This window comes from Mycobacterium yunnanensis (genome assembly GCF_025823185.1).
Classification (GTDB): domain Bacteria; phylum Actinomycetota; class Actinomycetes; order Mycobacteriales; family Mycobacteriaceae; genus Mycobacterium; species Mycobacterium yunnanensis.
Genome location: NZ_JACKVK010000001.1, coordinates 490,508 through 516,417, shown reverse-complemented (window position 1 = coordinate 516,417; position 25,910 = coordinate 490,508). Strand labels below are relative to the sequence as shown.

General features: G+C 68.8%; 24 protein-coding genes and 1 tRNA gene. 13 read left to right on the top strand and 12 right to left on the bottom strand.

The window, feature by feature from the left end:
* Positions 1 to 11: 11 nt before the first annotated feature.
* A complete protein-coding gene (locus tag H7K45_RS02660) occupies positions 12 to 1,883 on the top strand; it encodes a propionyl-CoA synthetase (RefSeq protein ID WP_263994180.1) in 1,872 nt (623 codons plus the stop codon).
* 178 nt (positions 1,884 to 2,061) lie between these two features.
* On the opposite strand, the gene H7K45_RS02655 is transcribed toward H7K45_RS02660, so the two are convergent.
* From H7K45_RS02655 to H7K45_RS02630, 6 genes are all read right to left on the bottom strand, one after another.
* A complete protein-coding gene (locus H7K45_RS02655; RefSeq protein WP_263994179.1) occupies positions 2,062 to 2,349 on the bottom strand; it encodes a hypothetical protein in 288 nt (95 codons plus the stop codon).
* A gap of 63 nt (positions 2,350 to 2,412) precedes the next feature.
* Entirely contained in the window at positions 2,413 to 3,354 is a 942-nt protein-coding gene (locus H7K45_RS02650; RefSeq protein ID WP_263994254.1) for a Ppx/GppA phosphatase family protein, read from the bottom strand.
* 23 nt (positions 3,355 to 3,377) lie between these two features.
* On the bottom strand, positions 3,378 to 3,872 hold the full coding sequence (locus tag H7K45_RS02645) for a DUF501 domain-containing protein (protein ID WP_263994178.1): 495 nt from the start codon (positions 3,870 to 3,872) through the stop codon (positions 3,378 to 3,380).
* Positions 3,865 to 4,581: an FtsB family cell division protein gene (locus H7K45_RS02640; protein WP_263994177.1), complete on the bottom strand. Its 717-nt coding sequence runs from the start codon at positions 4,579 to 4,581 to the stop codon at positions 3,865 to 3,867. Before H7K45_RS02640 ends, H7K45_RS02645 begins: the two co-directional genes overlap by 8 nt.
* A gap of 23 nt (positions 4,582 to 4,604) precedes the next feature.
* Entirely contained in the window at positions 4,605 to 5,894 is a 1,290-nt protein-coding gene (eno, locus tag H7K45_RS02635) for a phosphopyruvate hydratase (protein ID WP_263994176.1), read from the bottom strand.
* A gap of 72 nt (positions 5,895 to 5,966) precedes the next feature.
* Positions 5,967 to 6,698, bottom strand: coding sequence for a lytic transglycosylase domain-containing protein (locus H7K45_RS02630; protein WP_263994175.1), 732 nt, complete (start codon positions 6,696 to 6,698; stop codon positions 5,967 to 5,969).
* A 174-nt stretch (positions 6,699 to 6,872) separates the two neighbouring features.
* On the opposite strand from H7K45_RS02630, the gene efeU reads away from it, so the two are divergent.
* From efeU to efeB, 3 genes are read left to right on the top strand one after another with little or no spacing between them, the layout of a single operon-like run.
* Positions 6,873 to 7,829 carry an iron uptake transporter permease EfeU gene (gene efeU / locus H7K45_RS02625; protein WP_263994174.1) on the top strand — a complete coding sequence of 319 codons (957 nt, stop codon included), beginning with the start codon at positions 6,873 to 6,875 and terminating at the stop codon, positions 7,827 to 7,829.
* Complete coding sequence (efeO, locus tag H7K45_RS02620; protein WP_372512488.1) at positions 7,796 to 8,998, top strand: iron uptake system protein EfeO; 1,203 nt, start codon at positions 7,796 to 7,798, stop codon at positions 8,996 to 8,998. The genes efeU and efeO overlap by 34 nt, the downstream gene beginning before the upstream one ends.
* Positions 8,979 to 10,283: an iron uptake transporter deferrochelatase/peroxidase subunit gene (gene efeB, locus H7K45_RS02615; RefSeq protein ID WP_263994172.1), complete on the top strand. Its 1,305-nt coding sequence runs from the start codon at positions 8,979 to 8,981 to the stop codon at positions 10,281 to 10,283. The genes efeO and efeB overlap by 20 nt, the downstream gene beginning before the upstream one ends.
* 71 nt (positions 10,284 to 10,354) lie before the next feature.
* Here efeB and H7K45_RS02610 read toward each other — a convergent pair whose 3' ends face one another.
* The 3 genes from H7K45_RS02610 to H7K45_RS02600 form a co-directional block, all read right to left on the bottom strand.
* Positions 10,355 to 11,254, bottom strand: coding sequence for a nucleoside triphosphate pyrophosphohydrolase (locus H7K45_RS02610; protein ID WP_372512493.1), 900 nt, complete (start codon positions 11,252 to 11,254; stop codon positions 10,355 to 10,357).
* A gap of 50 nt (positions 11,255 to 11,304) precedes the next feature.
* Entirely contained in the window at positions 11,305 to 14,937 is a 3,633-nt protein-coding gene (mfd, locus tag H7K45_RS02605; protein WP_263994170.1) for a transcription-repair coupling factor, read from the bottom strand.
* A gap of 104 nt (positions 14,938 to 15,041) precedes the next feature.
* A complete protein-coding gene (locus H7K45_RS02600; RefSeq protein WP_263994253.1) occupies positions 15,042 to 15,638 on the bottom strand; it encodes a TetR/AcrR family transcriptional regulator in 597 nt (198 codons plus the stop codon).
* A gap of 95 nt (positions 15,639 to 15,733) precedes the next feature.
* Between H7K45_RS02600 and H7K45_RS02595 the strand changes: the two genes are divergently transcribed.
* The 8 genes from H7K45_RS02595 to pth all read left to right on the top strand — a co-directional run bounded on the left by H7K45_RS02595 (position 15,734) and on the right by pth (position 22,102).
* A tRNA-Gln gene (locus H7K45_RS02595) sits at positions 15,734 to 15,805 on the top strand.
* A 76-nt stretch (positions 15,806 to 15,881) separates the two neighbouring features.
* Positions 15,882 to 17,342 (top strand): bifunctional UDP-N-acetylglucosamine diphosphorylase/glucosamine-1-phosphate N-acetyltransferase GlmU, encoded by a 1,461-nt coding sequence (glmU, locus tag H7K45_RS02590; RefSeq protein ID WP_263994169.1) that lies wholly within the window; start codon positions 15,882 to 15,884, stop codon positions 17,340 to 17,342.
* A gap of 92 nt (positions 17,343 to 17,434) precedes the next feature.
* Entirely contained in the window at positions 17,435 to 18,415 is a 981-nt protein-coding gene (locus H7K45_RS02585; protein ID WP_263994168.1) for a ribose-phosphate diphosphokinase, read from the top strand.
* 36 nt (positions 18,416 to 18,451) lie between these two features.
* Positions 18,452 to 19,129 carry an LpqN/LpqT family lipoprotein gene (locus H7K45_RS02580; protein ID WP_263994167.1) on the top strand — a complete coding sequence of 226 codons (678 nt, stop codon included), beginning with the start codon at positions 18,452 to 18,454 and terminating at the stop codon, positions 19,127 to 19,129.
* Positions 19,126 to 19,788, top strand: a complete 663-nt coding sequence (locus H7K45_RS02575; protein WP_276069465.1) for an LpqN/LpqT family lipoprotein — start codon at positions 19,126 to 19,128, stop codon at positions 19,786 to 19,788. Before H7K45_RS02580 ends, H7K45_RS02575 begins: the two co-directional genes overlap by 4 nt.
* 39 nt (positions 19,789 to 19,827) lie before the next feature.
* A complete protein-coding gene (locus H7K45_RS02570) occupies positions 19,828 to 20,694 on the top strand; it encodes an oxidoreductase (RefSeq protein ID WP_263994165.1) in 867 nt (288 codons plus the stop codon).
* 160 nt (positions 20,695 to 20,854) lie between these two features.
* Positions 20,855 to 21,520: a 50S ribosomal protein L25/general stress protein Ctc gene (locus H7K45_RS02565; RefSeq protein WP_263994164.1), complete on the top strand. Its 666-nt coding sequence runs from the start codon at positions 20,855 to 20,857 to the stop codon at positions 21,518 to 21,520.
* Between the two features lie 6 nt (positions 21,521 to 21,526).
* The gene (pth, locus tag H7K45_RS02560; protein WP_263994163.1) at positions 21,527 to 22,102 is read left to right on the top strand and encodes an aminoacyl-tRNA hydrolase; all 576 of its coding nucleotides are present in this window, start codon (positions 21,527 to 21,529) and stop codon (positions 22,100 to 22,102) included.
* Positions 22,103 to 22,183: 81 nt separating this feature from the next.
* Here pth and H7K45_RS02555 read toward each other — a convergent pair whose 3' ends face one another.
* Complete coding sequence (locus tag H7K45_RS02555; protein WP_263994162.1) at positions 22,184 to 23,221, bottom strand: epoxyqueuosine reductase; 1,038 nt, start codon at positions 23,219 to 23,221, stop codon at positions 22,184 to 22,186.
* Between the two features lie 109 nt (positions 23,222 to 23,330).
* Here H7K45_RS02555 and H7K45_RS02550 point away from each other — a divergent pair, with 109 nt between their 5' ends.
* Positions 23,331 to 23,861 (top strand): DUF6611 family protein, encoded by a 531-nt coding sequence (locus tag H7K45_RS02550; RefSeq protein WP_263994161.1) that lies wholly within the window; start codon positions 23,331 to 23,333, stop codon positions 23,859 to 23,861.
* Here the strand turns inward: H7K45_RS02550 and H7K45_RS02545 are convergent.
* Positions 23,833 to 24,225, bottom strand: a complete 393-nt coding sequence (locus tag H7K45_RS02545; protein ID WP_263994160.1) for a DUF8686 domain-containing protein — start codon at positions 24,223 to 24,225, stop codon at positions 23,833 to 23,835. The genes H7K45_RS02550 and H7K45_RS02545 overlap by 29 nt on opposite strands.
* Before the next feature lie 21 nt (positions 24,226 to 24,246).
* Positions 24,247 to 25,881 carry a fatty acyl-AMP ligase gene (locus H7K45_RS02540; RefSeq protein WP_263994159.1) on the bottom strand — a complete coding sequence of 545 codons (1,635 nt, stop codon included), beginning with the start codon at positions 25,879 to 25,881 and terminating at the stop codon, positions 24,247 to 24,249.
* Positions 25,882 to 25,910 lie beyond the last annotated feature (29 nt).

Here is a 25,910-nt window from a genome sequence, read left to right as displayed (position 1 = left end):
ACGCTCCCGATATGCCGGGCTATCGCGAAATGTTCGACGCCAGTATCGACGACCCATGCGCGTTCTGGGCTCGGGCGGCCGAGGCCGTCACCTGGACCCGCGCACCTCGACGCATCCTGGACGACTCCAATCCCCCGTTCTACCGGTGGTTCCCGGACGGTGAGCTCAACACCTGCGCCAACGCGCTGGACCGCCACGTCGACGGTGGCCGCGGCGACCAGGCCGCGCTGATCTACGACTCGCCGCTGACCGGCACGAAGCGCACCTACACCTATCGCCAACTGCTCGACGAGACCGCACGCTTCGCGGGCGTGCTGCGGGGACTCGGCGTCGAGAAGGGCGACCGCGTCGTCGTCTACCTGCCGATGGTCCCCGAGGCCCTCATCGCGATGCTAGCTTGCGCACGCCTCGGCGCCGTGCACTCGGTGGTGTTCGGCGGCTTCGCGGCCCACGAGCTCGCCGCCCGCATCGACGACGCCCGGCCGGCGGTGCTGGTGACGGCGTCGTGCGGTATCGAGCCCACGCGCATCGTCGACTACAAGATGATCGTCGACGGCGCGCTTCACCTGGCCGACCACGACACCCCGGCCTGCGTCGTCCTGCAACGCGAGCAGCACCCGTGCCATCTGACGCCCGGTCGCGACGTGTCGTGGACCGAAGCCATGGCCGACGCGGAACCCGTCGACCCCGTGCCCGTCGCCGCGACCGACCCGCTGTACGTGCTCTACACCTCCGGCACCACCGGCAAGCCCAAGGGCATCGTGCGCGACAATGGGGGCCACGCCGTCGCCCTGCTGTGGACCATGAAGCACATCTACGACACCGAACCCGGCGACGTGTATTGGGCGGCCTCGGACGTCGGCTGGGTGGTCGGGCACTCCTACATCGTCTACGGGCCGCTGCTGCTCGGCGCGACGACCGTGCTCTACGAAGGCAAACCGGTGGGCACCCCCGACGCGGGCGCATTCTGGCGGGTGGCCGCCGAACACGGTGTGAAGGCGCTGTTCTCGGCGCCTACGGCGGTCCGGGCGATCAAGAAGGTGGACCCGGACGGCGCCCTGCTCGCGGACTACGACCTCTCCGCGCTGAAGTATCTGTTCCAGGCAGGGGAACGGCTCGATCCCAGCACCTACCATTGGGCGGCCGAGAAGCTGGGCATCCCCGTGGTCGACCACTGGTGGCAGACCGAGACGGGATGGTCCATCGCCGCCGCGCCGATGGGCGTCGAGGCAATGGCCGTCAAGCCCGGCTCGGCGACGGTGCCCATGCCCGGCTACGACGTTCGGGTTCTGCGCCCCGACGGCACGGAATGCGATCCGGGAGAAGAGGGTTCGATCTGCGTCAAGCTGCCGCTTCCACCCGGGACGCTGCCCACGCTGTGGGGCGACGACGAGCGCTACGTCGCCTCGTACCTCTCGGCGTTCCCCGGCTACTACCTGTCCGGCGACGGCGGCTACCTCGACGAGGACGGCTACCTGTTCGTCATGGGAAGGACCGACGACGTCATCAACGTGGCGGGGCACCGGTTGTCGACGGGGTCGATCGAAGCCGTCCTCGCGACGCATCCCGCCGTCGCCGAGTGCGCGGTGATCGGTGCCGCCGACGAACTCAAGGGGCAGGTGCCACGCGGTTTCGTCGTGCTCAAGTCCGGGGCTTCCGCCGACGGCTTGGTCGATGAACTGGTGTTGGCGGTGCGGGAGAACATCGGTGCGGTCGCAGCGCTCAAGAGGGTCGACGTCGTGGCGGCGCTGCCGAAGACCCGCTCGGGCAAGATCCTGCGAAAGACCATGCGTGGCATCGCCGACGGTCGCGAAGAGCCTGTGCCGTCGACGATCGAAGACGCCGGTGTGCTCGACGCACTGGCACCGATCCTCCGGTCTTGATACGCGTCACGGTGATCGGAACTATTGTCGAATCGTCAAAGGTGAATGTTCGACCGACTCGACAGAGGTGGACTGCCATGAGTATCCGCGACCACAAGGCCGGGGCCTGCAACTGCCATTGCAATGCGTGTGACAACGGGCATCACTGCGGAAACCCGCCCAACTGCAACGTCCGACGCTAGGCGGCGACTTCGGCTGCCGTTTCCGGCTCGGCCCTCAGCCAGCTCGGGAACGGCAGCGCGCCGCCCTCGGAGCGCTTGCTGTCCACGCTGAACAGGAACAGGCTCAAGGCGAAGCTGAGTAGCGCGACGGTCCCGAGGATGGCCGCGCTCATCGCGTGTCCGGCACCGAGCGAGACCAGCGCGATGACGCCGGACACCACGGTGCCCAGCATCGTCACCAACCCGGCGGTCGCCAGGAATTCGGCGCTGGGATCGTCGTTGTACGTCGTCTTCTGCTCGGTCACGGACGGTTTTTACCCCGCACCCGCACGTTCAAAACGTAACGTCGAGCCGCCGCCATTCGCCCTTCACGCAATGGACAGCGCGATGCCGTCGAGGATGTCGTGCTCGCTGACCACCAGCTCGTCGATGCCTGCTCGCCCACCGAGCGCACGGGCCAGTTCCTCCACCACGATCGCACCGCCGCCGATGACGTCGACCCTGCCCTCGTGCATGGGTCCCAGCGCCGCGCGTTGACGTCGGGTCATCCCGAGCAGTCCCTCGCAGACCGTCAGGAGGTCCTCGAAGCCCACCCGGGACAGATGGATTGCCTCGGAGTCGTACGCGGGCAGGTTCATCGCCAGCGCCGCCAGTGTGGTCATCGTGCCGGCGACCCCCACCCAGGTCTTGGCCCGCTCGACGGGCACGACCTCGAAGACGGCGTCGAGCGCGTCGCGGACGACGGCGCGGGCGTCGGCGATCTCGGTCGCAGTCGGCGGGTCGGTCGTCAAGCACCGCTCGGTCAACCGCACGCAGCCGATGTTCGCCGAGTAGCTCGCCTCCACACCGGCGGCGGTACCCACCACCACCTCCGTCGACCCGCCGCCGAGGTCGACGACGACGAACGGCGCTCCGGCGGAGTCCAATTCGCCGACTGCCCCACGGAAGGACAGAGCGGCCTCCTCGGTACCGGTGATCACCTCGGCGACCGCGCCGGGCACCACCGCGCCCAGCACCTCGGCGGTCATCGCGAAGAATTCCTCGCGGTTGGCCGCGTCCCTGGTGGCCGAGGTGGCGACCATCCGCACCGTCGCGACGTCGTGCTCGGCCAGGAGGGCGGCGTACTCGACCAGAGCGGCGCGCGTCCGTTCGATCGCCGGCGCGGCGAAGCTGCCAGTCGCGTCGACGCCCTCGCCGAGACGCACGATGCGCATCTCACGGTGCACGTCGGTCAGGCGTCCGTCGGCCACGTCGGCGATCAGCAGCCGAATGGAATTGGTGCCGCAGTCGACGGCTCCCACCCGGCGCACGCGAGGGGCGAGGTCGGCCTCAGTCACGTGCTCCACACCTCTCGGTCCAGGATTCCGGCCATCGCGGGTTCCGCGGCCAACACGGCCAGCGCCTCGTCGCCGAAGGGGTTGACCCCTGGGCCCTTGGCCAGCGAGTGCGCGATGACGACGTGCAGGCACTTGACCCGGTCCGGCATGCCGCCACCGGAGAACGTCGTGCCCAGCGGTTCGACGGCGTCGCGTTCGGCGAGGAACGACTCGTGGGCGCGGCGATATGCGGCCGCCAGGTCCGGATCCACGGCGAGGCGCTCGGTCATCTCCCGCATCATCCCCGAGGACTCCAACCGGCTCGCGGCTGCCGTCAGCGCCGGATGCGTCAAGTAGTACAGCGTCGGAAAGGGCGTTCCGTCAGGCAGTTTCGGCGCCGTCTTGACCACGGCGGGTTGCCCGTTGGGGCAGCGGTAGGCGATCTCCAGGACGCCGCGCGGTTCACGGCCCAACTGCTGCGCGACGGCGTCGAGATCTGCTGCGTCAACCACCGGGACCCGGAGGAGGTGGTGCGGGGGGCGGCGGCACGTCCGGTCCGGGGGGCCCTGGCACCGGCGGCTCGGGGGCCGCCGGAATCTGCGTTACGCCGTGCGGTGCGTCGGCGATGGTGTGCCACAGCGAGGTGTACCACGGCTGGTTGCTCGGCGGCTTCACCGCGTCGACGCCCGGGGCCTCGACCGGCGCGGCCCCCGGCGGCAGCTGCACCTGATACGGAATGTCCCCTGGCATCACGAAACCGAGTCGCTCCCGCGCCTGTGCCGCGATGTACACCGGGTCGCCGAGCTTGAGCTTCTGCTGTTCGAGATCGGCGATCTGCGTGCGCAACTGCGCCTGCGCCTCGACGAGCTGCTTCATCTCTGTGCGCTGCGCGAAGAACGTGCGCACCGGTCCGGCGATCGTCAGGGTCAACACGCACACCACGACCGCGAGGATCGCCGCACGCCGGGCCGCCGAGCCCAGGCGCTGCTCGGACTGATGCTCGGCCGCCTCGGCGATGGCCTTGCGGATGGGCTCGATGACACCGGTCGGCTCGTCACCGTCGTCGAACTCCGCTGCTGCCTCCGCGGGTGCGGGTCGCGCCTCGATGGCACGCGGCTCGCGCCGAATCGGCGACGCCCCACGCGGCCGCCCGCCACCCTTGCCCGGTCGCGACGACGCGGGGGTGCGTCGCTTCGGGTCGGGCCGCTTGGCGTCGGGCATGACCGTGAAGACTCCGACCGGTGCTACTTGGTCTCGACCGAGAAGCGCGGGAAGGCCAAGTCGCCGGCGTAGCGGGCGGCGTCACCGAGTTCCTCTTCGATGCGCAACAGCTGGTTGTACTTGGCGACGCGCTCGCTGCGGGCGGGGGCACCGGTCTTGATCTGCCCGCTGCCCACGGCGACGGCCAGGTCAGCGATCGTGGTGTCCTCGGTCTCGCCGGACCGGTGGCTCATCATCGTGCGGTAGCCGCTGCCGTGCGCCAGGGACACTGCGTCCAACGTCTCGGTGAGCGTGCCGATCTGGTTGACCTTGACCAGGAGCGCGTTGGCCGCGCCCTTGTCGATGCCCTCTTCGAGCCGCTCCGGGTTGGTGACGAAGAGGTCGTCACCGACGATCTGGATGCGGTCGCCGATCGCGGTGGTCAACGAGACCCAGCCGTCCCAATCATCTTCGGAGAGTGGGTCTTCGACCGACACCAGCGGGTAGGCGTCGAGCAGTCCGGTGTAGAACTCCGTCATCTGCTCGGCGGTGCGGGTCTGCTTCTCGAAGGCGTAACCCTTGCCTTCGGTGTAGAACTCGGTCGCGGCGACGTCCAGCGCCAGGGCCACGTCGGAACCCAGCTTGAAGCCGGCGCCCTCGATGGCCGAACTGATCAGGTCGAGCGCGGCCACGGTGCCCGCGATGTCGGGGGCGAACCCGCCCTCGTCGCCAAGACCGGTGGCCAAACCCTGCTTCTTGAGCACCGACTTCAGCGAGTGATACACCTCGGCACCCCAGCGCAGCGCCTCCTTGAACGACGCGGCACCGATGGGCGCGACCATGAATTCCTGCACGTCGACGCCGGTGTCGGCGTGCGCGCCGCCGTTGACGATGTTCATCATCGGCACCGGCAGGATGTGGGCGTTGGGGCCACCGACGTAGCGGAACAGCGGCAGGCCTGCGGCGTCGGCAGCGGCCTTCGCGACGGCCAGCGACACCCCGAGGATGGCGTTCGCGCCCAGCCGGGACTTGTCCGGCGTGCCGTCGCAGTCGAGCAGAGCCTGGTCGACGAGTCGCTGATCGTCGGCGTTGAGACCGATCACGGCGGGTCCCAGTTCGTCGATGACGCCCTTGACTGCCTTCTCCACGCCCTTGCCGAGGTAGCGGCTGCCGCCGTCACGGAGCTCGACGGCCTCGTGCTCACCGGTGGAGGCGCCGGACGGGACGGCCGCGCGGGCGGCGGACCCGTCGTCGAGCGCCACCTCGACCTCGACGGTCGGGTTCCCCCGGGAGTCGAGAATCTCTCGCGCTGCGATCTGCTCGATGACGGGCACTGACGTCTCCTCGCGTGGTGCTGATGCGGACCAGGACAGCCTAGAGGCTGAGGTTTCCCGACGCCGAGAGAGCTACAGCGAGTGCCCCTCGGCGTAGGCGGTGGCCCAGTCGCGGACCGTTCTGGCGTACTGGTCGGACAGGTTGTAGGCCCGCAGCGCCTCCATCCACCCCCTCGGCGTGGCGAGGTCCTTGCCGCGCCAGCACAGATACCCGGCGGCCGACAGGGCCGCGTCGTCGATGTTGTCGGGGCTCACGACGCCGTCGTTGTTGGCGTCGACCCCGTAGAGCTTCCACGTCGCGGGGATGAACTGCATCGGCCCCATGGCGCGGTCGAACAGCTTGTCGCCGTCCAGCTTGCCGCCGTCGGTGTCGGGGATGGACATGTTGCCCAACGAGCCGTCCAGCATGACGCCCCGAATGGGCGGGGTCACGTCGCCGTTCGGGGCGATCGTCGCGCCGCGGTAGGTGCCGTGGTGGCTCTCGACCATGCCAATTCCGGCCAGTGTGGTCCAGGCCAGATGGCACTTGGGGTTCTCCACCTCGGCGACCCGCGCGGCGTAGGCGTAGGCCTCGAGTGCGGTCGCGGGGATGCCAAGGGCCGCAGAACGTTCCGCGGCCCACTCGCGCAGCTGGTCGGCCGGCCGCCCCTTGGCGTGCGTGTCGACCTGCGGCACCGCGTCACCGGGTGGGGGCGGCACGCCGTCGGGAATCGGGATGCCCGTCTGCCACGAGCACGACGAGGCCATCAGCAGAACCGTGGCGGCGACGACGACGACGGCCCTCAGCCAACGCACTGACGACACCGGACTCCCTCGACGCTTACGGACTCCAGCCATCGTCCCACGCGTCCGCGAGTGCCCTGCTTTCCGACGTGTGACGGGGCGTGCCGTTCCGTCGGCCACCTTGCTAAGGTGAGCCACACCTAGCTATGGCTAGCCAAACTTTGGTTCACCCTCACGCGCAGCAAGGACGAGTGCATGACCCCGGTCGCCGACCTCTCCGAGTCCGTGCTGGCTGCCGGGCCCAGCGTCACCTCACAGTTGTTCGGCAGCGCCCTGATCGGCGTCCGCGAAGGCCTCGAGGCCGCCATCGTCGTGACGATTCTGGTCGCCTTCCTGGTCAAGTCGGGCCGGCGCGATGCGCTGAGATGGGTCTGGCTGGGCGTCGGCGCGGCCGTCGTCATGACCGTCGCGGTGTTCCTGGTCATCCAGTTCGGCACGAGCACCATCTCGGGGCTGGGCGCCGAGGCCGTCGCCGGTGTCGCGTCGCTGATCGCGGTCGCCATCGTCACCACCATGGTGCTCTGGATGAGGCGGGCCGCCGCCGGATTGTCCGGGCAGTTGCGCGGCGACATGTCCAAGGCGCTGGAGGCGGGCGCGTTCGCCGTGCTGTCCCTGTCGTTCCTGGCCGTCGGCCGGGAAGGCGTCGAGACCGCGCTGTTCATGGTCGGCTTCGCCGAGGCCAAGACGCTGTGGCCGCTGACGGGCCTGATCGTCGGCGTCCTCGTCGCCGTGGTGATCGCCTTCGGGATCTACAAGGGCGCGCTGAGGATCAACCTCGCCAAGTTCTTCACCTACACCGGCGCGTTCCTCGTCGTGGTCGCCGCGGGCATCCTGTCCTACGGCATCGGCGCGTTGCAGACCGTCGGCTGGCTCCCCGGATTGAGCAGCCGCCCCTTCGACATCAGCTCTTGGTTCGACTGGTCGTCCTGGTACGGCCAGGTGATCCAGGGCGTCTTCAACGTCACCCCGACGCCGACGTGGTTGCAGTTCATCGGCTGGGTCGCCTACCTGATCGCCGTGCTCACCGTCTTCCTGCGACCCACCAAGGCGCCCGCGAAGCCGACGGACACACCTCCGCCGGACTCCCCGTCCACCAGTTCCGACGCCAATGCCTCCGAATGCACCACCGCACCCGAAAGGTCGAACACGTGATCGTCTCTGCTCACACCGCGAGGACGGGCGCAGCTGCCGCGGCCGCCCTGCTGACCGGCATCTCCCTGGTGGGCTGCCAGGCCAAGGAAAGCCAGACCCCGGCCAGCAGCGGCGACAACGCCCCCGCGCAGATCACGGTCGACGCCTCGGACACGACGTGCGAGCTGTCGGGCACCGAGAACGCCACCGGCCCGAGCACCTTCGTCATCACCAACAACGGCACCAAGGTCACCGAGTTCTACGTCTACGGTGCGGGCGACCGGGTCATGGGTGAGGTGGAGAACATCTCCCCCGGACTCGAACGCAAGCTCATCGTCCAGCTCACCGAGCCGGGCAAGTACCAGACTGCGTGCAAGCCGGGCATGATCGGCGACGGCATCCGCGGTGACTTCACCGTCACCGGCGACGCCGTCCAGGTCGACACCGAGGGCAAGTTCAAGGAAGCCGCCGACAACTACAAGCGGTACGTCACCAGCCAGACCGACGCCCTGATCCCGGCGGTCGACGTGTTCGTCGCGGCCGTCAAGAAGGGCGACGTCAACGCCGCCAAGGCCCAGTACCCCATTGCGCGAACCTATTACGAGCGCATCGAGCCCGTCGCCGAATCCTTCCCCGACGACCTCGACCCTCGCATCGACCTTCGCGAGGCCGATCTGGAGCCCGGCCAGAAGTGGACCGGATTCCATGCGCTGGAGAAGCAGCTGTGGGTCACCGGCCTGCAGCCCGACGCCAACGCCCTGGCCGATCAACTGGTCGCCGACGTCAAGGAACTCAACGACGGGGTCAAGGCACCGAACTTCACCGTCGACTCCACCCAGATCGCCGGTGGCGCACAGGGTCTGCTCGACGAGATCGCCTCCAGCAAGATCAGCGGCGAAGAGGACATCTTCAGCCACACCGACCTGTGGGACTTCGAGGCCAACCTGCAGGGCTCGCAGACCGCGGTGTCCTCGGTGCGGCCCATCCTCGACGAGCGCAACCCCGACCTGGGCAAGAAGGTCGACCAGCGCTTCGCCGAGTCCGAGGCGCTGCTGCAGAAGTACCGCCAGGGCGACGGATTCGTGCTCTACGACACGGTGACCGAACCGCAGCGCCAGGAGCTGTCCCGCTCGATCGACGCGCTGAGCAAGGAAGTCAGCCAGGTGCAGGGTGTCATCGCCGAGCAGTGACGCGGCGGAACCGGCCGGCGGCGGGCTGTCCCGCCGCCGGTTGTTCGGCGCTGCGGGGGTGACGGCCGCCGTCGTCGGCGCGGCCGGTGCGGGTGCACTGGCCGGCCGCGCGTCGGCCTCGAGCACGGCCACCGAGGAACTGCAGAACTCGGTGCCCTTCCGCGGCGAGCACCAGGCGGGCATCGTCACCGCGGCGCAGGACCGAATGCACTTCTGTTCCTTCGACGTCACCACCGACGACCGTGACGACGTGGTGGCGATGCTCAAGGAGTGGACGGCGATGGCCGAGCGGCTGACGCTCGCCCAGGAGGCGGTCGCAGGCGGTGCCGTCGGCCTCAACCCCTACGCCCCGCCCGCGGACACCGGTGAGGCCCTTGGTCTTCCGGCCTCGCAGCTGACGCTGACCGTCGGCTTCGGTCCGACGTTCTTCACCAAGGACGGCAAGGATCGCTTCGGGGTCGCCGACAAGCGGCCCCAGGCGTTGATCGACCTGCCGAAGTTTCCCAACGAGACGATGGACCCGGCCCGCAGCCACGGCGACATCTGCGTTCAGGCCTGCGCCAACGACCCGCAGGTCGCCGTGCACGCCATCCGCAACCTCGCCCGCGTCGCTTTCGGCACGGCCGCGGTGCGCTACTCGCAGCTGGGCTTCGGCCGCACCTCCTCGACTACTCGCGAGCAGGCGACACCGCGAAACCTGTTCGGCTTCAAGGACGGGACGTCCAACCTCAAGGCCGAGGACACCGGCGCCCTCGACGCGCACGTCTGGGTGGCCGACGGCGACGGCCCGGCTTGGATGACCGGCGGCTCCTACCTGGTGACCCGCCGCATCCGCATGCGCATCGAGAACTGGGACCGCACCACGCTCATGGAGCAGGAGCGCGTCATCGGCCGGCTCAAGGGATCCGGCGCCCCGATCGGCTACGCCGACGAATTCGACGCACTGGACTTCACCACCAAGAGCTCCAAGGGCACGCCCCTGATCGACATGGCCGCACACGTGCGGCTGGCGTCGAAGGAGAACCTCAACGGCATCGAGATCCTGCGCCGCGGTTACAACTTCACCGACGGCACCGACGGATTCGGCCACCTCGACGCCGGCCTGTTCTTCATCGCATTCGTCCGCGACCCCCGGTCGTCGTTCGTGCCGATGCAGATGGAACTGTCGCGACGCGACGCGCTCAACGAGTACATCACCCACACCGGGACCGCACTGTTCGCTTGCCCGCCCGGGCTTCGCGACGGCGACGCGGACGCCTACTGGGGTTCGACGCTGCTGTCGTGATCAACGCCGAACGTGGAGTCGTGTGCGAATTTGCGGCCGAAAGTCGCACATAAGTCCACGCTCGGCGACGATCAGGCCGGCCAGTGCGCCCGCCACTCCTCCTCGGTGACCGCACCTAGCGGTGCATTGCCCAGATCGGGGGCGTCCTCGGCGCTGCGCCGACTGACGAGGATGCTCTGCTCGACCGCGCGGACCAGGTCGACGAAGTCCAAAGCCGCGGCACGCACGGCACTTTCGGGGTCGCTGCCGAACGTGGTACCGATCGTCACCAGCTCCTCGGGCATCAGGTCGGCGGGTACGCCCGCTGCGGCGGCTCGGTCGAGGACCTTCTGCGCCAGCGCCAGCGCGGGCTGAGCGGTCGGCACGTCGTCCATGACCGACTCGCGTGCCTTCACCTTGACCTCGAGGGCCTTGCGCTCCTCCCACTGCGCCAGTTGGTCGTCGAGCGAAATCGCCTCTCCGGCAAGCACTGCCGGAACGCGGTTGCCGAGCTTGCGCACCAGCGCGTCGGCGACGTCGTCGACGCCGAAGGGCGACTCGGCGTCGTCCTGGGCGATGCGGGCGTGAAACAGCACCTGCAGCAACACGTCTCCGAGTTCTTCCCGGATTTCGTCGGTGTCGCCGCTGCGCACGGCGTCGAACAGCTCGTAGACCTCCTCTAGCAGGTAACGCCGCAGCGAGTCATGGGTCTGCTCGCCCTCCCACGGGCCGGCCGTACGCAGCGTGTCCATGATCGCGACCGCGTCGACGAGACGCTCACCGGGCGCCGGGGCGGGGGTGGCGATCAACGTCGCGCCCGCGGCCAGCCGGGCCTTGACCGCCGGATGGTCGGGGTCCGACGACAACAGGACGGGCGCGTCGTCGCCGAGGTAGGCCGGCCGGGCCGATGGCAGCGACCAGGGCACCTTGACCGGCATCTCCTCGGTGTACTGTACGTCTCCGGCGAGCAACGCCACCGCCTCGACGGGCATCAGCGCCGGCCGGCGCGGGTCGACCAAGACGACCGTGGACGAGGCGGAACTCACGTGGCCACGCTCGCCAGGTCGGTGACGTCGACGTCGTTTTGGGGCCGGCCGTCCAGCGCCAGCAGCAGACTCGCCACCACGCGCAGCAATTCGGCGTCGCGCACCCGCGGGGCGCTGACTCCGCTGCCCGCCCGCGGAATCGGGATCGTGATGGTCGACGTCGTCGCGCGGTAGGTCGCCGACGGGTACATGCGCTTGAGCCGTAACTGCTGAGAGTCCAGCAGCGTCAGCGGGGTCAGGCGGATGGTCGTCGCCGACGCCGTCACCTCGGTCACGCCGTACTGGCGGCAGAGCAGCCGGAGCCGGGCGGCCGCCACCAGCAGTTGCGCGGACTCGGGCAGCGGGCCATACCGGTCGACCAATTCCTCCACGACGGCGGCGATCCCGGCGTCGTCCTGGGCGGCGGCCAGCCGTCGGTAGCCCTCGAGCCGCAGCCGGTCGCTGCCGATGTAGTCCGGCGGCAGATGGGCGTCGACCGGTAGGTCGACGCGGACGTCCTTGGGCTCCTCGGCGGTGGACACGGTGTTGCCGTCGACCACGGCGCGATAGGCCTCGACCGCCTCGCCAACCAGCCGTACGTACAGGTCGAAGCCCACCCCGGCCACGTGACCCGACTGCTCGGCGCCGAGAACGTTTCCCGCGCCGCGGATTTCAAGGTCCTTCATGGCCACGGCCATACCCGCCCCGAGTTCGTTGTTCTGCGCGATGGTGGCCAGCCGGTCGTACGCAGTCTCGGTCAGCGGCACCTCGGGCGGGTAGAGCATGTAGGCGTAGCCGCGCTCGCGGCTACGGCCGACCCGACCCCGCAGCTGATGCAACTGGGAGAGGCCGAACGTGTCGGCGCGCTCGACGATCAGGGTGTTGGCGTTGCTGATGTCCAGGCCCGTCTCGACGATCGTCGTGCACACCAGGATGTCGAACTCGCGATTCCAGAAGCCCTCGACGGTGCGCTCGAGCTGCTCCTCGGGCATCTGCCCGTGCGCCACCACCACGCGCGCCTCCGGCACCAGCGCACGCACCCGCGCGGCCGCCGAGTCGATCGACTTCACCCGGTTGTGGATGTAGAACGCCTGCCCGTCGCGCAGCAATTCGCGCCGCAGCGCCGCACCGACCTGCTTGTCGTCGTGCGGCCCGACGTAGGTCAGCACCGGGAATCGCTCCTCGGGCGGCGTGAGGATCGTCGACATCTCGCGGATGCCTGCCAGGCTCATCTCGAGCGTGCGCGGAATGGGCGTGGCGCTCATGGTCAGCACGTCGACGTGGGTGCGCATCGACTTGATGTGCTCCTTGTGCTCGACGCCAAAGCGCTGCTCCTCGTCGACGATGACCAGCCCGAGATCCTTCCACGTGACACCGGTCTGCAGCAGGCGGTGCGTGCCGATCACGACGTCGACCGATCCGTCCTTCATGCCCTCGACGACCTTGCGGGACTCGGCGTTGTCGGTGAAGCGCGACAACCCCTTCACCGTCACCGGGAAGCCCGCCATCCGCTGGGAGAACGTCTGCAGGTGCTGGTCGGCCAGCAGCGTGGTGGGCACCAGCACGGCCACCTGCTTGCCCGCCTGCACCGCCTTGAACGCCGCGCGCACCGCGATCTCGGTCTTGCCGTAGCCGACGTCGCCACAGATGACGCGGTCCATCGGGACCGGCTTCTCCATGTCGGCCTTGACCTCGGTGATGGCCGTCAACTGGTCGACGGTCTCGGTGAAGCCGAACGCGTCCTCCATCTCGGCCTGCCACGGAGTGTCCGGTCCGAAGGCGAAGCCGGGGGCGGCCTGACGCTTGGCGTACAGCGTGACGAGCTCGCCGGCGATCTCCCGAACGGCCTTGCGCGCCTTGGTCTTCGTGTTGGTCCAGTCGCTACCGCCCAGCTTGCTCAGCGACGGTTCCGTGCCGCCGACGTAGCGCGAGAGCTGATCCAGCGAGTCCATCGGCACGAAGAGCTTGTCGGAGCCGCCGCCGCGCTTGGAGGACGCGTACTCCAGCACCAGGTACTCGCGGCGCGCGCCGCCGATGGTGCGCTCGACCATCTCGACGAACCTGCCGATGCCGTGCTGATCGTGCACGACGAGATCGCCCGCGGCCAGCGCCAGCGGGTCGACGACGTTGCGGCGCTTGGCCGCCAGCTTCTTGCCCTCGGTCGCGGCCGCCCGGTTGCCGGTCAGATCGGTCTCGGTGATGACGACGAGGTTGGCCCCCGGCAACACCACACCGTCGCGCAGCGGGCTCTTGAGCACCCCGACCACACCGGGCTTGGGGACGTCGCCGGGCGCCAACATCGAAGCGGGAGTGTCGGATTCACCTAGTTGCTCGACGATGCGCTGCGCCGTGCCTGCACCGGGGGTGACGACGGCGGCCAGCCCACCGGTGGTCACGTGCGCCCGCAGCATCGCGAACATCTCGTCGAGGTTGTTCTGCTGCCCCCGCGCCGACGGGGCGGCCTTGACGTCCAACTCGATCGCCGACCCGTCGGCGAGCTGGCTCAACGTCCACCAGGGATGTCCGCCGACCGCGGCGTTGGCCCGCACGTCGGCGAGGTCGCGGAAGCCCGAACCGCCGAGCTGTTCGACGTCGATCGGCGCGTCGGCCCCCATGGCCGCCACCGACCACGACGCCTCCAGGAATTCCTGGCCGGTCTTGATCAAGTCCGCCGCGCGGGTGCGCACCTTCTCCGGATCGCACAACAGAACCGGCGCCCCGGCGGGCAGGTGGTCGGTCAGCAGCGACAGTTCGGTAGGCCGCAGGACCGGAAGCAGCGCCTCCATCCCGTCGGTCGGGATGCCTTCGGCGAGCTTGGCCAACATGTCGCTGACCGTGCCGGTGACGCGGTTGTCGTCGTGGGGCTGATCGGCGGACAGCGCAGCCGCTCGCTGGCGCACGTCGTCGGTGAGCATCAGTTCCCGGCACGGGACCGCGATCACTTCGGTGACCTCGACGTCGGGGATCGACCGTTGGTCGGCGACGGAGAACATGCGCATCTCCGAGACCTCGTCGCCCCAGAACTCGACGCGGATCGGATGCTCGGCGGTCGGCGGGAAGACGTCGAGGATGCCGCCGCGGACGGCGAACTCGCCGCGCTTGCCGACCATGTCCACCCGCGTATAGGCCAACTCGACCAGCCGCTCCAGGAGGCCGTCGAAGTCGGCGTCCTCCCCAACGGTCAGCGTGACCGGCTCCACCTCGGCCAGGTCCGGCGCCATCGGCTGCAGCAGCGACCGTGCGGTGGTGACCACCACCCGCAGCGGCGCACCCAGCCGCGCGTCGTCGGGGTGGGCGAGACGGCGGAGCACCATCATCCGGGCGCCCACGGTCTCCACGCCCGGCGACAGCCGCTCGTGCGGCAGCGTCTCCCAAGACGGGAACATCGCGACGGCGTCGCCGAGCACCGCACGCAGTTCGGCGGTCAGGTCGTCGGCCTCCCGGCCGGTGGCGGTGACGACCAGCAGCGGACCCGCCTCGGCCAGCGCCGCGGCGACGAACAGCCGGGCGGCGGGCGGCCCGACGAGGGCGAGTTCGGCGGTGGAGTCGGCGGCGCGACGGGTGAGCTCGGCCAGACCGGGGTCGGACAGCGCAAGACGCACCAGGCCCGACATCGGGGTCTGGACATGGGGGTGCCCCGATGTAGTCATTGTTCTCCCAGTCTAATCGTCGGGGCTCGTCGGTCGCCCAGTGGCCACCTACCCCGCGACGCCGTCGAAAAACCGTGTGTCTACTGGCCATTCGACGCGGCCCGCTAGTGCTGGTCGTGCAGTTCCGGATCGGCTTCGAGGTGCGTGAGTCCGTTCCACATCAGGTTGACCAGGTGCGCGGCGACGACTTCCTTCTTCGGCTCCCTGGTGTCCAGCCACCACTGCGCCGTCATCGACACCGAACCGACGAGCGCCTGGGCGTAGAGCGGGGCGAGGTCGGGGTCGAGACCGCGGCGGGAGAAGTCGCCGGCCAGGATCGAGGCGACCTGGCTGACGGCGTCGTTGAGCAGGCTCGAATACGTGCCCGAGGCGATGCTGGCGGGCGAATCGCGAATCAGGATGCGGAAGCCGTCGGTGCGTTCCTCGACGTAGGTCAGCAGCGCCAGGGCCACCCGCTCGACCCGCACCCGGGACCGGTTGTTGGTCAGCGACGAGGTGATGCCGTCCAGCAGCGCCGACATCTCGCGGTCCACCACGACGGCGTAGAGGCCTTCCTTGCCGCCGAAATGCTCGTAGACGACCGGCTTGGACACGTTGGCCCGCTGGGCGATCTCCTCGATCGACGTCGCGTCGTAGCCACGCTCGGCGAACAGCGACTTGGCGATCTCGACCAGTTGTTGACGCCGTTCGGTGCCCGTCATACGCGCCCGAGGTGCGCGCACTTCCTTCTCCGGCGCTGCCACGGCCATCAGGGTAATCCCCGTCGGGTGGGAGTCGACTAAAGTCACTCCCGCAGTCCGTCGTGGTGTAATCGGCAGCACCTCTGATTTTGGTTCAGATAGTTCAGGTTCGAGTCCTGGCGACGGAGCGAGGCTGCGACTTCGGCGTGCCTACCGGCGGTGAGCGCCGCCGATCACGCCGAAATCGCACGAAGGAGGCCTGCAATGGCGACAAGAGGTGAGACCGCGGTCATCGTCCTGGCAGCCGGCTCCGGCACCAGGATGAAGTCCGACATCCCCAAGATGCTGCACACGCTGGCCGGCCGCAGCATGCTCTCGCACACCCTGCACGCGATCGCCAAGGTCTCGCCGCGGCACCTGGTCGTCGTGGTGGGCATGGGCCGTGACCACGTCATCCCCGCGGTCAACGGGCTTGCCGACGACCTGGACAGGCCCATCGAGATAGCGGTGCAGGACGAGCAGCTGGGCACCGGCCACGCCGTCGGCTGCGGCATGGCCGCGCTGCCCGAGGACTTCGACGGCACCGTCCTGGTGACCGCCAGCGACGTGCCGCTGCTGGACTCCGACACCCTCGCCGGGCTCGTCGACGACCACGTCAGCCACTCCACCGCCGCGACGCTGCTGACCACCACCCTGGCCGACCCGACCGGGTACGGCCGCATCCTGCGCACGCAGGACGGCGAAGTGCAGAGCATCGTCGAACAGGCCGACGCGACCGAGTCCCAGCGGGCCATCCGCGAGGTCAACGCGGCGGTGTACGCGTTCGACGCCCTCGCCCTTCGGCGGGCCCTGACCCAGCTGCGTTCCGACAACGCCCAGCGCGAGCTCTACCTGACCGACGCCGTGGAGATCCTCCGCCGCGACGGTCTGCGCGTCCGCGGCCGCCACGTCGACGACAGTGCGCTGGTCGCCGGCGTCAACGACCGCGTCCAGCTGGCCGACATGCACCGCGAGCTGAACCGGCGCATCGTCGCGGCGCTACAACGCAGCGGCGTGACCGTCGTCGACCCGGCCACCACCTGGGTCGACGTGGACGTGACCGTCGGTCGCGACACCGTGGTGGCCCCCGGCACCCAGCTCCTCGGCACCACCCGCATCGGGGCGCGCTGTCAGATCGGCCCGGACACCACGCTGACCGGTGTCACCGTCGGTGACGGCGCGACGGTGATTCGCACGCACGGGTCGTCGTCGGTGATCGGCGACGACGCCGTCGTCGGCCCGTTCGCGTATCTGCGGCCCGGCACCGAACTCGGTGCCGAGGGCAAGATCGGCACGTTCGTCGAGACGAAGAACTCGAGCATCGGAGCGGGCACCAAGGTGCCGCATCTGACCTACGTCGGCGACGCCGACATCGGCGAGCACACCAACATCGGCGCCGCAAGCGTCTTCGTCAACTACGACGGAGAAATCAAGCAGCGCACCACTATTGGATCGCACGCGAAGACGGGTTCGGACAACATGTTCGTCGCCCCGGTGACCGTCGGCGACGGCGCCTACACCGGCGCGGGCACCGTCGTGCGGCAGGACGTGCCGCCCGGCGCGCTGGCCGTCTCGGCGGGTCCGCAACGCAACATCGAGGGCTGGGTGGAGCGCAAGCGGCCGGGCAGCGCGGCGGCGCGAGCGGCCCGCGAGGCCACCGCGGCGAGCGACCGTTCGGACACCTGACGTTGGCTTCGTGGCAACCCGGACCACGCGCCCCCAGAATGGCTACGTACGATCAACCCGTATCGATCCCCGACGGCAAAGGCAGCTTCGACGTGGCCACGGACTGGACCGACAATCGCAAGAACCTGATGTTGTTCTCGGGTCGTGCGCATCCCGAACTCGCCGAACAAGTCGCCAAGGAGCTCGACGTCAGCGTCACCGCGCAGACGGCCCGCGACTTCGCCAACGGTGAGATCTTCGTGCGCTTCGACGAGTCGGTGCGCGGCTGCGACGCCTTCGTGCTGCAGAGCCATCCCGCGCCGCTGAACAAGTGGCTGATGGAACAACTGCTGATGATCGACGCGCTCAAGCGCGGCAGCGCCAAGCGCATCACCGCGATCCTGCCGTTCTACCCCTACGCCCGCCAGGACAAGAAGCACCGCGGCCGCGAGCCCATCTCGGCGCGCCTGGTCGCCGACCTCTACAAGACCGCAGGCGCCGACCGCATCGTGTCGGTGGACCTGCACACCGACCAAATCCAGGGCTTCTTCGACGGCCCCGTCGACCACATGCGTGGCCAGTCACTGCTGTGCGGCTACATCCGCGACAACTACGCCGATCACGACATGGTCGTCGTCTCCCCCGATTCCGGGCGGGTGCGCGTCGCCGAGAAGTGGGCCGATTCGCTCGGCGGCGTTCCGCTGGCCTTCATCCACAAGACGCGCGACCCGCTGGTGCCCAACCAGGTGAAGTCCAACCGCGTGGTCGGCGACGTCAAGGGCAGGACCTGCATCCTCACCGACGACATGATCGACACCGGCGGCACCATCGCCGGGGCGGTCAAGCTGCTCAAGGAAGACGGCGCCGCCGACGTGGTGATCGCCGCCACCCACGGCGTGCTGTCGGACCCGGCCCGCGACCGGCTGGCCGCGAGCGGTGCCCGCGAAGTCGTGGTCACCAACACGCTGCCCATCGGCGAGGACAAGATGTTCCCGCAGCTGACCGTGTTGTCGATCGCGCCGCTGCTGGCCAGCACCATCCGCGCGGTGTTCGAGAACGGCTCTGTGACGGGACTGTTCGACGGGGATGCCTGACATGGCGCCTCTGGTCGGCGACGTTCGCGAGACCCCGTGAGGCTGCGGCGCACCCTTGGCGTGGCGGTCACCGCACTGGCTCTGGCCGGATGTTCGGCCGCAGGACAGGACGCGGCGTCGTCGTCGACGAGCTCGTCGCCGGTGGCGACGACCAGCGACACCCCCGCCATGACGTCCGTACCCCCGGCCCCCGCGGCGCCGGCCGACCGCCCGCAGGGCTTCCGCGACTATCTGGCCTCGATCGACGTCACCGGTTCCCCGGTGCATCTCGACCAGGCGCCCGGTCTGACCGTCACCGTGCCGGTACCCGAGGGGTGGGCACAGACCAACGATCCGCTGTTCTCGACCGGCGTCGAGTTCATCCAGCCGGTCGGCCAGAGCGGCAACACGCCGTCGGTGACGCTGATGGCCGTCGAATTGACCGGGCCGTTCGACCCGAAGGACGCCATCCGCCACGCCAACGCCGACGCGTTGCCACCGGCGGCGACCGACGTCACCGAGTCCTACGACGACTACGACGGCTTCCCGTCGGCGGCGGCGCAGGGCGTGACCGCCTCGACCCAGCACTACAACCGCATCGTGCTCGCCGACGTCCCGTCGACCGGCAAGCGGTACCTGGTGCAGCTCACCGTCACCACACCCGCCGACCAGCTGATCGCCGCCAACCCGCCGCTGAAGAGCGTCGTGACCGGATTCAAGGTGGCGGTCTCCTGAAGCGCGTCGGGGTGGCGATCGCTGGTGCCGCGATCACGCTCGCCGTGGCCGGGTGCGGGCCGGCGACGCCGGACTACAAGTCGATCTGGACCACGACGACGTCGACGACCACCACAACACCCGCCGGCGAGAAGCCCATCTCGCTGTCGACCTACTTCGAGAACATCGGCATCACCGGCGCGCCGGTCGCACCCGACAAGCTGACCGACCTGACGGTGACGGTGCCCGAGCCACCGGGCTGGAAGCCGTACTTCAACGTCAACCTGTCCCCCGGCACCCGCACCATCGCCAAGGGCGACACCTACCCCACTGCGATGATCCTGGTGTTCCAGCTCGACGGAAACTTCGACGTGGCCGAGGCCCTCAAGCACGCCAACGGCGACGCCGAGCTGTCGGAGAACTTCAAGCAGCTCAACGCCTCCACCGACGACTTCCGCGGTTTCCCGTCCTCGATGATCGAGGGCACCTACGACCTCAACGGCCAGCGCATGCAGAGCTACAACCGCATCGTGTTCGCGACGGGCAAGCCCGCCAGGGCCAACCTGCCGGGCCAGAGTTACTTGGTTCAGCTGACCGTCACGTCATTTGCCGACAAGGCCCAGGAAGACGGTCCGGACATCGAGTCGATCATCAAGGGTTTCGTCGTCGCACCGACGTGACGCCACCCACTGCCGAGGCCTCCCGACTATGGTCCAGGCATGACTGAGTGGACCGCCGCAGACCTGCCCTCGTTCGCCGGCCGCACCGTGATCGTGACCGGTGCCAATAGCGGACTCGGCGAAGTCACCGCGCGCGAACTGGCGCGGGTCGGCGCCAAGGTCGTGGTCGCGGTACGCAATCTGGACAAGGGCAAGGCCGCCGCGGCGGGAATGCCCGGCGACGTGGAGGTCCGCGAGCTCGACCTGCAGGACCTGTCGTCGGTGCGCGCGTTCGCCGACTCGGTCGACGAGGTCGACGTACTGGTCAACAACGCCGGCATCATGGCGGTGCCGTTGGCTCGGACCGTCGACGGCTTCGAGAGCCAGTTCGGCACCAACCACCTTGGCCACTTCGCGCTGACCAATCTGTTGCTGCCGAAGATCTCCGACCGGGTGGTGACGGTGTCGTCCATGCTGCACCTGCTCGGCAAGATCAGCCTGAAGGACCCCAACTGGACGTCCCGTCCGTACTCCGCGTGGCTGGCGTACGGCCAATCCAAGCTGGCCAATCTGCTGTTCACCAAGGAGCTGCAGCGCCGCCTCGACGCGGTCGACTCGGCAATCCTGGCCGTGACCGCCCACCCCGGGTACTCGGCGACCAACCTGCAGGGCCACACCGCCGGAAAGGTCAGCGGCTCGCTCATGTCACTGGGCAACAAGCTGGCCACCAACGCCGACTTCGGGGCGCGCCAGACGTTGTTCGCCGTGTCGCAGGCCCTGCCCGGGGACGCATTCATCGGGCCGAAGTTCGCCATGCGCGGCCCGACCGGCCTGACGTCACGCAGCCCGCTGGCGAGCAACGCCACCACCGCGCGGGCGCTGTGGGAGCTGTCCGAGCAGCTCACGAGCACCAAATTTTCGATCTGACGGGGTCGTGCGCTAGCCTTGGCGACGATCACGGCGAGGGTGGACCGCTGCAGTCTTCAGACTTCAGGGCCTACCGTTATCGACGGGAACCGATTCGCAGCCACGCTGCTTCTAGTCGCCCTCTCCGTGCCACCACTGACACGGCACAGGAGCACTTCACATGGCGAAGACCGCCACCCACGCAGAGAACAACCTGACCGCTGAGGTCCGCGCCAAGACCGGCAAGGGCGCCTCGCGTCAGGCCCGTCGCGACGGCAAGGTGCCCGCGGTCCTCTACGGCCACGGCGCAGACCCGCAGCACCTGACCTTGCCGGCCCGTGAGTTCGCCGCCGTGCTCCGCAACTTCGGCACCAACGCCGTCCTGACCCTCGACATCGCCGGCAAGGAAGCCCTCGCGCTGCCCAAGGCCATCGAGATCCACCCGATCCGTCGCACGATCCAGCACGTCGACCTGATCATCGTCCGTCGCGGCGAGCGGGTCACCGTCGAGATCAACGTCATCGTCGAGGGTGACGCCGGCCCGGACACCCTGGTCAACGTCGAGTCGAACACCATCGAGATCGAGTCCGACGCGATGTCCATCCCGGAGAGCCTGACTCTGTCGGTCGAGGGCGTCCCCGCGGGCACGCAGTTCCTCGCCTCGCAGGTGCCGCTGCCCGAGGGCGTCACCCTGATCTCCGATCCCGAGTTGCTCGTCGTCAACGTCATCCCCGCGCCGACCGCCGAGGATCTGGAGTCCGAGGGTGCCGGCGACGCGGCCGACGCCCCCGCCGCCGACGAGGGCGACGCCGAGGACGGGGAGTCCTCGGACTCCGAGTCCGAGTAGCCTCCCGTGGCCGAGCCACTCTTGGTGGTCGGCCTTGGCAACCCCGGACCGCGGTACGAGACGACGCGGCACAACCTGGGCTTCCTCGTGGCCGACATCCTGGCCGATCGAATCGGCGCGGGTTTCAAGGTGCACAAGAAGTCCGGAGCAGACGTCGTGACCGGTCGCCTCGGCGGACGGTCGGTGGTGCTGGCCAAGCCGCGGACGTACATGAACGAGTCGGGGCGCCAGGTCGGTCCACTGGCCAACTTCTACTCGGTGGCCCCCGCCGACGTCGTCACCATCCACGACGAGCTGGACATCGACTTCGGTCGCATCCGCCTCAAGTTGGGTGGCGGCGAGGGCGGCCACAACGGGTTGCGCTCGGTGGCGTCGGCGTTGGGCACCAGGGAGTTTCAACGCGTGCGCGTCGGGGTGGGCCGGCCGCCGGGCCGCAAGGACCCGGCCACGTTCGTGCTGGAGAACTTCAGCGCCGCCGAGCGCCCGGAAGTCGGCGTGATCTGCGAGCAGGCCGCCGACGCCACTGAACTGCTCATCGAACTGGGCCTGGAGACGGCGCAGAACACCGTGCACGCCTGGTAACCGTCTCCTCGTCGAGTGTGCTGTGAGATCGCGAATTCGACCAACTTCGCGATCTCACAGCACACTCGACGGGGTGGGGGGTCAGCTGCGGCCGGTGATGCCGCTGTCGACCACCTTCGTCGGCTTGTGGGGGTAGCGCTTCTCGGCGTGTTCCTTGGCCGCGGAATTCGGCAGCACGTAGAGCGTCTCGCGCTTGGCCTGAAGCGGTTTGAGCACCAGATCCATGAAGCCCTTGCGGTCGTCGAGGTAGGGCTCGATGACGTCCTCACCCGCCGGACACACCGCCAGGCAGTAGGCAGCCTTGTAGTTCGCCTTGAACGACAAGCTCTGCCACATCGAGGCGTTCTCCGAATCGGTGACGCGCGAGCGGAAGTCGGCGGCGTCGGTGCTGTCGGCGATGGTCTGCACGTAATCGGTGAAGCCGCCCATGAACTCGCGGTAGTTGTGCACCGAGCACGCGACGAAGTCGAATTCGCCGTCCTTGCCGATGGCCCCGACCGGGCACGCCGCAACGCAGAGCTTGCACTCCAGGCAGGGTGAATAATCCAGCGGCTCACCGTAACTGGTGACGGGGGCGTCGACCAGGATGGTGGCCAGCAGGATGAAGTTGCCGAACTTGGGGTGGATCACGTTGCGGTGGATGCCCATGACGCCCAGGCCCGACGCCACCGCCACGGGCTTGTGGGCGACGACCCAGATGCGGCCGGGGAACCGGTCCATCTCCATCGGGAAGGTCGCCGACGGGTTCAGCGCCCGGTGACCGGCGTCCTGCAACGTGCGGGTGATGCGATGGGCCGCCTCGTTGATGATCTCGCCGGTGCGGTGGAACTCCTGGTTGGCCACGCTGCGCGCCGGCGACCGGACGTTGTCGCGGTTCATCCGAACCACCAGCGAGATGAACGTCTTGGCGCCGGGCAGCGCGGACTCGACGTGCTCGCGTTCGGACGCCAGGTCCGGATTCTCCACGCTGGCGAAGGCGACGTCGTCGGCGCCGGCAGCCAGGCAGACCTCGCGCAACCAATCGGCGTCGACGACCGCCGGTGGCGGTTCGGTCTTGTTGGCGAGCACCTTTCGTACGGTGGGATGGTTGGCGATGCGTCCGGCCACTCGATCCGTCATAGCTAGGTATAGTACACAATAGTCAGCTGTCGTAAGGATTCGACGGCGAACCGTCAAGACTTCGTACGGACCCTCGTCGCGGCCTTCATCCGGGCGTAGACCTGAATGCGTGAACGACACGACGACCACACCCCGCTGGCGACGACTGCTCGACGGCGGGCATTCCTGGGGCTCCCTCGAGGTGTCACCGACCCGGTACGGCGTCACCCGCTATCGACTGGTGGTGTTCCCACCGGGCATCTCCGCCGACGACCGGGCCCGGTTGCGCATCTGGCGAGCCTGGCCGACCTGGGGCATGGCAACCTTCCTGGTCTTGGAGATCCTGCTGGTGCCCGCCGTCGGACCCGTTGCCGCGCTGTGGATCTCGTCGATCGTCTTCCTCGGCGGCGGCCTGGCCATGATGCTGACGACGGCCGCCTACCGTGGCGGCGTGCGCACCATGATCGTGATCCGACGAGCCGGCGTGCACGACCCGCAGGCCGCCGAGCGCTTCGTCGAGTTCTACGTGCTGGCCCACGAACTGATCGAGGCCGACCGAGCGTTTGGCGCCGGCGAGACCCAGCCCGTCGGCCACGAACTCGCGGTGTGGCGGGCCTACGACCGGATGGCGGTCAGGGCGCCTGTCGCCACCAGGCGGTGACGTAGAGAGCGAGTGAGACGGCCAGGCCCATGACCATCCACAGCACCACGGTGTAGTCGACCCACGATCCGATCGGCGGCGATCCGGGGAACAGGTTGCGGATGGGCAGGACGGAGAACAGCAGCACCGCGCACATCGCGATGCCGAAGCCCACCGACGCGCCGGTGCGTGTGACATGGATGTCCAGGGGCTTCCCCGGCCCGGAGTCCGCCTCCGTGGCGTGCACGGCCCAGGGGGTCGACGAGTCGGTCACGGCCACCTGCACCGGCACGGCGACGCGAGCGGCGCCGCTACCGGAGAACGCCAACACCTGGACGTCGGACGCCCGATATCCGTCGAACGGCCAATCGTGTCCCGCGGACACGCACGCCAGAGGACGAAGGGCTTAGGTGACCAGCGAGACCGAGTTGGCCCGGCGCAGCTTGCCCGACGGCGTCTTCGGGATGGTGCCGGGGCCGAGGACCACGACGTTGCGCGGACGGACGTCGACCTCGGTGACGACCTCGTGGGCGACCTGGTGCTCGATGCGGCGCACCTCGACCGGGTCCTCCCACGCGTTGGACTCCACCGCGACGGCGAACGTCTCGCGGGAGTGCCCGGCGTCGAGCCGAACCGCGACGGCACATCCCGGCCGGACGCCCTTGACACGGCCCGCCGCCCGCTCGATGTCGGTCGGGTAGATGTTGCGGCCGGCCATGATGATGACGTCCTTGACGCGGCCACAGACCACGATGTGGCCGTTCTCCATCTGATACCCGAGGTCGCCGGTGTCGTACCAGCCGTGCTGGTCCTGGGCGGGCAGGAAGCCGCCCATGGTGATGTAACCGGGGGTTAGCGACTCGCCCCGGAGTTCGATGACGCCGACACCACGGGCGGGCATGATCTCGCCGTGCTCGTCGACGACGCGGGCCTCGAGGTCACGCAGCAGCGGGCCGAGCGACGCAAGCCGCTTGGTGTTGCCCTTCGTCGAGGGCACGGCGCGGCGCAGCGCCGCAAGCAGGTCGGCGTCGATCTCGTCGACGACCAGGCCCGCACCGCATTCGGAGAAGGACACCGCCAGCGTGGTCTCGGCCATGCCGTAGGCGGGCAGGATTGCCTTGGGGCTCAGACCGAACGGCTTGCCGGCGTCCAAGAGGTCTTCGACGTCGGAAGGGTCGACGGGCTCGGCGCCCGAGAGTGCGAATCGCAGAGTGGAGAGGTCGAATTGGCCGGGCTCGGCCTGGTTGCGCAGCCGCTTGGCGAACAGGGCGTAGGCGAAGTTGGGCGCCGCGGTCATGGTGCCCTTGTACTTGTCGATCAGCTTGGCCCACAGCAGCGTGTCGCGCAGGAAGTCCATCGGCGTGACCTTGACCAGTTCGGCGCCGAAGTACATCGGGATGGTGAGGAAGCCGACCATGCCCATGTCGTGGAAGCAGGGCAGCCAGCTGACCATGACGTCCTTCTCGACGTCGTACTGCGCGCCGATGAACATGGCCTCGGCGTTGGAGTAGATGTTGCGGTGCGTGATCTGCACGGCCTTGGGCGACCCGGTCGAGCCGGACGTCAACTGCATCAGGGCGAGGTCGTCCTCGTCGGTCTCGACGGGGTCGACGGGCTCGGCCTCCAGCAGGTCCCCGATCTTCAGGACCTTGATGCCCTTCTCCTCGAGCACGGGGATGGCGACGAGGAACGGCTCGGAGATGACGACGGCGGTGGCCTCGATCATGCCGATGACGTTCATGGTGTCCTCGGCCCAGACGACGAGGTCGGTGCGCGGGGTGGGCTGGTGCAGCATGGTCAGGCTCGCCCCGCGCATCCAGAGCGCCTGCGCGGTGGGCGCGATCTCGACGGGATAGCCGGCCAAGACGCCGACGGCGTCACCGGGGCCGACACCGGCCGCAGCGAGTCCGCCTGCGATGCGGCGTGCACGCTCGTGCACCTCACCCCAGGTGTGACGCACCGGCTCGTGCGGTTCGCCGGTCACCATGCCCGTGGTGACCGTCGCCGCGTTGCGGTACATCTTGTCGGTAAACCTGCTCACGACAACCTCCTGGGTCTGGGGAGCCCGCC